The organism is Pseudomonas sp. NPDC085632, from assembly GCF_044541255.1.
Classification (GTDB): Bacteria; Pseudomonadota; Gammaproteobacteria; order Pseudomonadales; family Pseudomonadaceae; genus Aquipseudomonas.
In genome coordinates this window covers 195068-202402 of record NZ_JBITSX010000005.1, presented here as the reverse complement: position 1 = coordinate 202402, position 7335 = coordinate 195068, and the positions used below count along the sequence as shown (strand labels likewise).

8 protein-coding genes and 1 pseudogene are annotated in these 7335 nt (G+C 59.4%); 3 read left to right on the top strand and 6 right to left on the bottom strand.

The features are described 5' to 3' along the window. The 4 genes and pseudogenes from ACIF4X_RS07075 to dapA all read right to left on the bottom strand — a co-directional run. Positions 1-90 (bottom strand): annotated as a pseudogene (locus tag ACIF4X_RS07075) (phosphoribosylaminoimidazolesuccinocarboxamide synthase); the annotation flags it as partial. A gap of 28 nt (positions 91-118) precedes the next feature. Then, positions 119-880: an MBL fold metallo-hydrolase gene (locus ACIF4X_RS07070; RefSeq protein WP_397481532.1), complete on the bottom strand. Its 762-nt coding sequence runs from the start codon at positions 878-880 to the stop codon at positions 119-121. A gap of 6 nt (positions 881-886) precedes the next feature. Continuing rightward, positions 887-2002: an outer membrane protein assembly factor BamC gene (gene bamC, locus ACIF4X_RS07065; RefSeq protein WP_397481531.1), complete on the bottom strand. Its 1116-nt coding sequence runs from the start codon at positions 2000-2002 to the stop codon at positions 887-889. Positions 2003-2019: 17 nt separating this feature from the next. Then, complete coding sequence (gene dapA, locus ACIF4X_RS07060) at positions 2020-2898, bottom strand: 4-hydroxy-tetrahydrodipicolinate synthase (protein ID WP_397481530.1); 879 nt, start codon at positions 2896-2898, stop codon at positions 2020-2022. A 330-nt stretch (positions 2899-3228) separates the two neighbouring features. Here dapA and ACIF4X_RS07055 point away from each other — a divergent pair, with 330 nt between their 5' ends. Then, the gene (locus ACIF4X_RS07055) at positions 3229-3789 is read left to right on the top strand and encodes a glycine cleavage system protein R (protein ID WP_007911394.1); all 561 of its coding nucleotides are present in this window, start codon (positions 3229-3231) and stop codon (positions 3787-3789) included. 10 nt (positions 3790-3799) lie between these two features. After that, positions 3800-4273: a peroxiredoxin gene (locus tag ACIF4X_RS07050; protein ID WP_095119107.1), complete on the top strand. Its 474-nt coding sequence runs from the start codon at positions 3800-3802 to the stop codon at positions 4271-4273. A gap of 135 nt (positions 4274-4408) precedes the next feature. Here the strand turns inward: ACIF4X_RS07050 and ACIF4X_RS07045 are convergent, their stop codons facing one another. After that, positions 4409-5479, bottom strand: coding sequence for an AI-2E family transporter (locus tag ACIF4X_RS07045; RefSeq protein ID WP_077571529.1), 1071 nt, complete (start codon positions 5477-5479; stop codon positions 4409-4411). A 32-nt stretch (positions 5480-5511) separates the two neighbouring features. Then, positions 5512-5751, bottom strand: a complete 240-nt coding sequence (locus tag ACIF4X_RS07040) for a sulfurtransferase TusA family protein (protein WP_038358357.1) — start codon at positions 5749-5751, stop codon at positions 5512-5514. Positions 5752-5849: 98 nt separating this feature from the next. On the opposite strand from ACIF4X_RS07040, the gene ACIF4X_RS07035 reads away from it, so the two are divergent. Continuing rightward, entirely contained in the window at positions 5850-7283 is a 1434-nt protein-coding gene (locus tag ACIF4X_RS07035; RefSeq protein WP_397481528.1) for a M48 family metalloprotease, read from the top strand. Positions 7284-7335 lie beyond the last annotated feature (52 nt).

Sequence of the window (7335 nt, the reverse complement as noted above, 5' to 3'; positions counted from 1 at the left end):
CTTCCGAAACAGCAGGATCAAGCGCTCCGCGACATCGGTCGTGTACACCGATTTGGCATAGCCGCGGTAGAGGTATTCACGTTTTTCCATGATGGGCTCCGCTTGCTAAGTAGGTGGGCTAGGCGATGTGGCGCCAGTCGAGCCCTGAATCTTGATCGGCCAGTTGCAGCCAGTCCGGGTCGCACCCGAGGGTGTCGACAAAACATTGCCGGGCCAGCTGCGGCAGGTTGTTCTTGCTGCTCAGGTGGGCCAGGACCAGATGTTGCAAGCCCTGCCAGCCCAACTCGGACACCAGGAAAGCCGCCTGATGGTTGTTCAAATGTCCCAGCTCGCCGCCCACCCGCTGCTTGAGAAAGTACGGATAATGACCACGGGCCAGCATGTCACGACAATGGTTGGACTCGATCATCAACGCATCGAGATCCCGATAACCGTCCAGCACCCGCTCGCAGTAGGAACCCAGGTCGGTCAGCAGGCCGAAACGCCGCTGTTCGTGATCACTGAAGACATACTGGGTCGGTTCCTGCGCATCATGGGCCACGGCAATGACCCCGATGTTCAGTGCACCGATCTGCAGTTGCTCACCGCCGGCCAGAAAGCCCGCGGGTTCAATCGGTTTGCGCATCCCGCGCAGAGTGCCGCGACTGAGGTAGACCGGTAGATTGTAGCGCCGAGACAGTAAACCCACGCCATGCACGTGGTCGGCATGTTCGTGGGTTACGAGTATCGCGCTCAGTTGCGCCGGGTTCACACCCAGGCGCAACAGGCGTTTTTCGGTTTCCCGCAGGGAAAAACCACAATCCACCAGCACAAACGTATCAGCACTGGCGATCAGCGTGCCGTTCCCTTGGCTACCGCTGCCGAGAACGGCAAAACGCATCGTTGATCAGCCCAGGTTGTCCTGAATCACGCTCAACACTTTACGTGCCACTTCAGCCGGCGCGACGGTGTTGATGTTTTTCTCGACGGTCACCTGAATGTTCTCGCCGACCTTGCTCAGGCGAACCTGATAACGCTCGGCACGGGCTTCAACTTCTTCCTTGCTCGGCGCACTGCCGAACAGGCTGCTGAAGAAACCAGGCTTGTCGTCTTTCTTCTCGGCTTTTTCGGCCAGGTTGATGTAGTACAGGCCGAGGCTGCGGTTGATGTCTTCAACGCGCCATTCGCCCTGTTCCAGCGCACGGCCCACACTCGACCAGGCACGGTCAAGATCGGTACCGACGTTCAACACCGGGTTACCGCTGCCGTCTTCGCTGAGGCTGACACGGCTTGGGGTATCGAAATCACGCGAGGCCAGCATCGACACCGAACCGCCCTTCTCGGAGATCCGGCTCATGCTTGCGAGCATATCGTCGACCAGCGCTGCGTCCAGGCCAGTGTTGACCGAACGATTGGTGAAGGCCACGTCGGCAGTGCTGCCGGCAGGACGCTCGGCGCTGACCACGTAGATTTCACTGGTATTGCGCTGCACGCCCGGCTCGATACGCACACGCACGCGGGTTTCGCTGTCGCTGGCGATGCCGGCTGCGCTCAGGCGCTTGGCCATGGACGCGGACAGTTCATCGGAATGCTGCCAGGTGGTGGTGAATTCGCCGGTTTGCGGGCGCTGTTCATCCAGACGGAAACCGTTGTCCTGGAAGAACTGCACAGCCACTGGCCAGACTTCGGCCGGTGGATGCTGGGCCACGACCCAACGCGAATCACCGCTCTTCTGCAGCGAGTAATCACTGGCATCGGCAATTGCCGACAGCGGCTGAGGACGCGGCACAATGTATTCGCCCTTGGCGGTGTCGTCAGCCACGTTACGCGGGATCGGCAACAACGGATCCAGACGCTTGGAAGTGCTGACTTCCGGCGGCAGTTGCATCGGTGCAGTCTGTTGCGCTTGCAGGTAATCGCTACCACGGTCGCGGAAATAACCTTCCGGCCCCCAGACCCATCCGCAGCCGCTGGTGCTGGAGATAATCAAGGCAAGTGCGGAAAGTCCGGCCATTCGCTTCATGCGTTGTACTTCCTCAATTAAACCAGGACGCTGCACTGGCGCAGGGCCGAGCGAAGCGTTTCATGACAAGGTGTGCTCAGCCAGGTCAGTGGCAGGCGGATGCCTTCGTGCATCAGGCCCATTTCAACCAAAGCCCACTTCACCGGAATCGGGTTGGCTTCGATGAACAGGTCTTTGTGCAGCGGCATCAGTTTTTCGTTGATCGCCCGCGCGGTATCGGCGTCGCCTTTCAGCGCGGCCTCGCACAGGTCGGCCATTTCGCGCGGCGCGACGTTGGCAGTCACCGAGATGTTGCCTTTACCGCCCAGCAGGATCAGTTCAACGGCGGTCGGATCATCGCCGGACAGCACGATAAAATCCTTGCTCACACCTTCGATGATCGCTTTGGCGCGCTTCAGGTCGCCAGTGGCTTCCTTGATACCGATGATGTTCGGCACGGTGGACAGGCGGATCACAGTCTCGGCCTGCATGTCGCACGACGTGCGGCCCGGAACGTTATAGAGAATCTGCGGAATGTCGACCGCTTCAGCGATGTGCTTGAAGTGCTGGAACAGACCTTCCTGAGTCGGCTTGTTGTAGTACGGAACGACCAGCAGGCAGGCATCGGCGCCGGCTTCCTTGGCGTTGCGGGTCAGCTCGACGGCTTCGCGGGTCGAGTTGGCGCCCGTGCCGGCGATGACCGGAATGCGCCCGGCAACCTGTTTGACCACGGCTTTGATGACGGCGATGTGTTCTTCTACATCAAGGGTTGCCGACTCGCCGGTAGTACCGACCGCGACAATGGCGTGGGTGCCGTTCTTGAGATGGAAGTCCACGAGTTTGCTGTGGCTGTCCCAGTCAAGACGCCCTTGTGCATCCATGGGAGTGACCAGTGCCACCATACTGCCCGCAATCATGAAACCGCTCCTGCCGGAAAAAGAGAGCGGTAATGGTACTGGCGCCAAGATGCTTGCACAAGCGAAGTACTGCGCTGCCGCCATTCCCCTTGGCGCCGCTTTTCGCTACCCTTCAGACTTTGATCGGTACTGATCAGCTTGTACGCCGGGTTCCAGCCTCCCTTTTCGGCCTCCCAGACCCCGTTCCTGCGTCGCATCGACGCGCTCCCGCTATAGTGGAGCGAGCCGCGAGCGCTTGCCGGGGCTTTTAGTACGGATAGCCAGAACAGGCACTCCCCGGCAGCCAACGCCCGTAAACCTACCGACCGCTCATCGCTTTAGGAATGCTGCATGTCCACCCCCACAGTTCGCGAACAATTCCTTGTCATCAGTGCCCTTGGCGCCAACCCCATGGAGCTGACTAACGTCCTGTGCCGCGCCAGCCATGAAAATCGCTGCGCCGTGGTTACTTCGCGCCTGACTCGCCACGGCGAATGCAGTGCGCTGATCCTTGAGGTCTCCGGCAGCTGGGACGCCCTCGCTCGCCTGGAAGGCAGCCTGTCGGGCCTGTCCAAGAAACATGCTTTCACCGTCAACGTGGTGCGCAGCGCGCCGCTGGAAAATCGTCCGCAGGCGCTGCCGTACGTGGCTTATGTGAGTTCGGCGTATCGCCCGGACATCATCAATGAGCTGTGCCAGTTCTTCATGGATCACAACGTCGAGCTGGAAAACCTCACCTGCGACACGTATCAGGCGCCACAGACCGGCGGCACCATGCTCAACGCCACGTTCACCGTAACCCTGCCGGCCGGCACCCAGATCAGTTGGCTGCGCGACCAGTTCCTCGACTTCTCCGATGCGATGAATCTGGATGCACTGATCGAGCCTTGGCGCCCACAAAACCCAATGTAAGGAAGCTTTCATGGCCGTTGTCATCGACCAACCGGTTGCGGATTTCGAAGCACCTGCCACCAGCGGGCAGACCGTCAGCCTGTCTGCCCTGAAGGGCAAGCAAGTGGTGATCTACTTTTACCCGAAGGACAGCACGCCGGGCTGCACCACTGAAGGTCAGGGCTTTCGTGATCAGTACGCCGCGTTCAAGGCCGCCAATACCGAGATTTTCGGTATTTCACGCGACAGCCTGAAGTCCCACGAGAACTTCAAATGCAAGCAGGAGTTTCCGTTCGAGCTGATCAGCGACAAGGACGAAGCTGTTTGTCAGTTGTTCGATGTGATCAAGTTGAAGAAGCTGTATGGCAAGGAATACCTGGGCGTTGATCGCAGCACCTTCCTGATTGATAAGGACGGTGTGCTGCGTCAGGAATGGCGCGGGGTGAAAGTACCGGGGCATGTGGATGCCGTGTTGGCTGCTGCTCAGGATCTGAACAAGGCCTGATGTTTCTCTGGCGCCTTCTCTGACGCCATCGCTGGCAAGCCAGCTCCCGCAGGTTTTGTGTGCACCGAAAATCCTGTGGGAGCTGGCTTGCCAGCGATGAGGCCTTAAGCCGTACCGAACAATCTGGATCAACCACTAAAGCAGCGGCGCCACCGCCGGCTCTTGACGCGGCCACGCATCCAGCACCGCCTTGAACAGCGTCGCCAGCGGGATCGCAAAGAACACCCCCCAGAATCCCCACAACCCGCCAAACAACAGCACCGCGCAGATAATGGCCACCGGGTGCAGGTTGACCGCCTCCGAGAACAGCAATGGCACCAGCACGTTGCCATCCAGTGTCTGAATGATGCCGTACACCGCCATCAGATAGATGAACTGATCACTCCAGCCCCACTGGAACAATGCAATCAGCAGCACCGGCACGGTCACCACCACGGCTCCGACATACGGCACCACCACCGACACACCGACCAGCAACGCCAGCAGCGCCGCATAGTTAAGCCCCAGGGCGACAAAAGCGATGTAGGTCACGCCGCCACAAATCACGATCTCGATGACCTTGCCGCGAATGTAGTTGGCGATCTGCCGGTTCATTTCCTGCGCAACCCGGGTGATCAGCGCGCGCTCACGCGGCAAGTAGCCACGCACCCATTCGCCGATCATGACCCGGTCCTTGAGGAAAAAGAACACCAGAATCGGCACCAGCACCAGATAGATCATGATGTTTACCAGCAGCGGCAGACTCGACAACGAGAATGTCAGCGCCCACTGGCCGAACTTGCCGATCTCGCCGCGCGCGGCTTCGATCGCCTGCAAAACCTGCTCGTCGGACACCAGGTGCGGATAGCGCTCCGGCAACAGCAACAGCAGCGATTGCCATTTGGCGAGCATCCCGGGCAGCTCGTTGAACAGCGTGATCAACTGATGCCAGAGCAACGGCAGTACCACGACGATAAACAGCATCAGCACGCCCATGAACAGAGCGAACACTAACCCCACCGCCACACCACCCGGCACGCGCAGACGCTCCAGCGTGACCACCAGACCCTGCATCAGATAGGCCAGCACCATCCCCGCCAGAACCGGCGCGAGCATGCCGCCAAGGGTGAGCACAGCGGTAAAGGCGAGAAACAGCAGCACCGCCAGCACCACGGCTTCTTCATCGGAGAAGTAGCGCTGAATCCAGTCGCGTAACACTTTGAACATCAATAATCCTTAGGTATTTTACGCTGTCGGTTTCAGGCCTTTTTCAACCAGTAACGGTAAACGCCTGCTTCGTCTTCTTCGCGCAGCAGCGTATGACCGGCCAATCTGGCAAAGGTGCGGAAGTCCCGCTGTGAGCCTGCATCGGTCGCGATGACCTTGAGGACAGCGCCACTCTGGAGCTTGTTGAGTTCCATTTTTGCCTTGAGCAACGGCAACGGACAATTCAGGCCACTGGCGTCCAGTTCTACGTCATGGGCTACAGCGTCAGTCATTGCGTCACTCCGGTTCGGGTCGTCGAGCTGCCTAGAATATCTGGTCGCAGCTCCGGTGTCCGGCTACAGTAAGGTCTTTGTCTTCTAAGGCTTTGTGCATGACTTTTCTGCGCCCTACCCTGCTGACGCTCGCTTGCCTGCTCGCCTCACCAGGCTTTGCCGACGATCTGCCGTCACTCGGCGACGCCAGTTCTGCCATTGTCTCGCCGCAACAGGAATATCAGCTCGGTCGCGCCTGGCTGGCCATGTTGCGTAGCCAGGTTTCCCAGCTCAACGATCCGCAGCTCAAAGACTACGTTGAATCCAGCGTGTACAAGTTGGTGGAGACCAGTCAGGTCACTGACCGGCGCCTTGAATTCATTCTGATCAACAGCCCGCAACTCAACGCCTTCGCAGCGCCGGGTGGTGTGGTCGGGGTCAACGGTGGCCTGTTCCTCAATGCGCAGACCGAGGGCGAATACGCTTCGGTACTGGCGCACGAACTGGCTCACTTGTCGCAACGCCACTTCGCTCGCGGCGTCGAAGCCTCGCAGCGCATGCAAGTGCCGATGATGGCCGCGTTGCTTGCCGGCATCGTCATCGCCGCAGCCGGCGGCGGCGACGCCGGGATCGCGACCATCGCCGGCACTCAGGCGGCGGCGATTCAATCGCAACGCACCTTCTCCCGTCAGAACGAACAGGAAGCCGACCGTATCGGCATCCTCAATCTCGAAAAGGCCGGGTATGACCCGCGTTCGATGCCGACCATGTTCGAACGCTTGATGCGTCAATATCGTTTCGACGCCAAGCCACCGGAATTCCTGCTGACTCACCCGGTAACCGAATCGCGTATCGCCGACACCCGCAACCGCGCTGAGCAGGCCAAACCGGGCGGTATTGAAGACTCCAAGCGCTATCAGTTGATCCGCGCGCGCGTGCAGTTGATCTACGAAGAAACCCCGGGCCTGGGTGCCAAGCGTTTCCGTGCGCAGCTGGATGAGAATCCGAAAAACGACGTGGCGCGCTACGGCCTGGCGATTGCGCAGATCAAGGGTGGCCAGTTGAATGAGGCTCGCGAGAATCTCAAGCAATTGCTGGCAACGGCGCCAAACGAAATCATCTATAACCTCGCGCAGGTCGATCTGGACATCACCAACAATCGTTTGCCGGATGCGCAATCGCGGGTTGACCGCATGCTCACGCAATATCCGGGCAACTATCCCCTGAATCAGGTTCGTGTGGATCTGCTGCTGAAACAGAATCGCGCGTCGGATGCCGAGAAGGCACTGGAAGCGTTACTCAAATCACGCCCGGATGATCCTGACGTCTGGTATCAGGTCGCCGAGACTCGTGGCTTGTCGGGCAATATCATCGGCCTGCATCAGGCGCGCGCTGAATACTTCGCACTGGTCGGTGACTACCGCCAGGCCATTCAGCAACTGGACTTCGCCAAGCGCAAGGCTGGCAGCAACTTCCCGCTGTCCTCGCGGATTGATGCCCGTCAGCGTGAGCTGATGGAGCAGGAGCGGATGATCAAGGACATGATGGGCTGATCGTTACCCGCCAGGACAAAAGCTTCAGGCATAAAAAAACCGCCTCTTGCGA

What these genes read in the sequence shown, in the direction of transcription:
- ACIF4X_RS07070 (WP_397481532.1), bottom strand. Translation starts at nt 880, where the DNA reads ATGCGTTTTGCCGTTCTCGGCAGCGGTAGCCAAGGGAACGGCACGCTG.
- bamC (WP_397481531.1), bottom strand. Translation starts at nt 2,002, where the DNA reads ATGAAGCGAATGGCCGGACTTTCCGCACTTGCCTTGATTATCTCCAGC.
- dapA (WP_397481530.1), bottom strand. Translation starts at nt 2,898, where the DNA reads ATGATTGCGGGCAGTATGGTGGCACTGGTCACTCCCATGGATGCACAA.
- ACIF4X_RS07055 (WP_007911394.1), top strand. Translation starts at nt 3,229, where the DNA reads ATGTCCACCCCCACAGTTCGCGAACAATTCCTTGTCATCAGTGCCCTT.
- ACIF4X_RS07050 (WP_095119107.1), top strand. Translation starts at nt 3,800, where the DNA reads ATGGCCGTTGTCATCGACCAACCGGTTGCGGATTTCGAAGCACCTGCC.
- ACIF4X_RS07045 (WP_077571529.1), bottom strand. Translation starts at nt 5,479, where the DNA reads ATGTTCAAAGTGTTACGCGACTGGATTCAGCGCTACTTCTCCGATGAA.
- ACIF4X_RS07040 (WP_038358357.1), bottom strand. Translation starts at nt 5,751, where the DNA reads ATGACTGACGCTGTAGCCCATGACGTAGAACTGGACGCCAGTGGCCTG.
- ACIF4X_RS07035 (WP_397481528.1), top strand. Translation starts at nt 5,850, where the DNA reads ATGACTTTTCTGCGCCCTACCCTGCTGACGCTCGCTTGCCTGCTCGCC.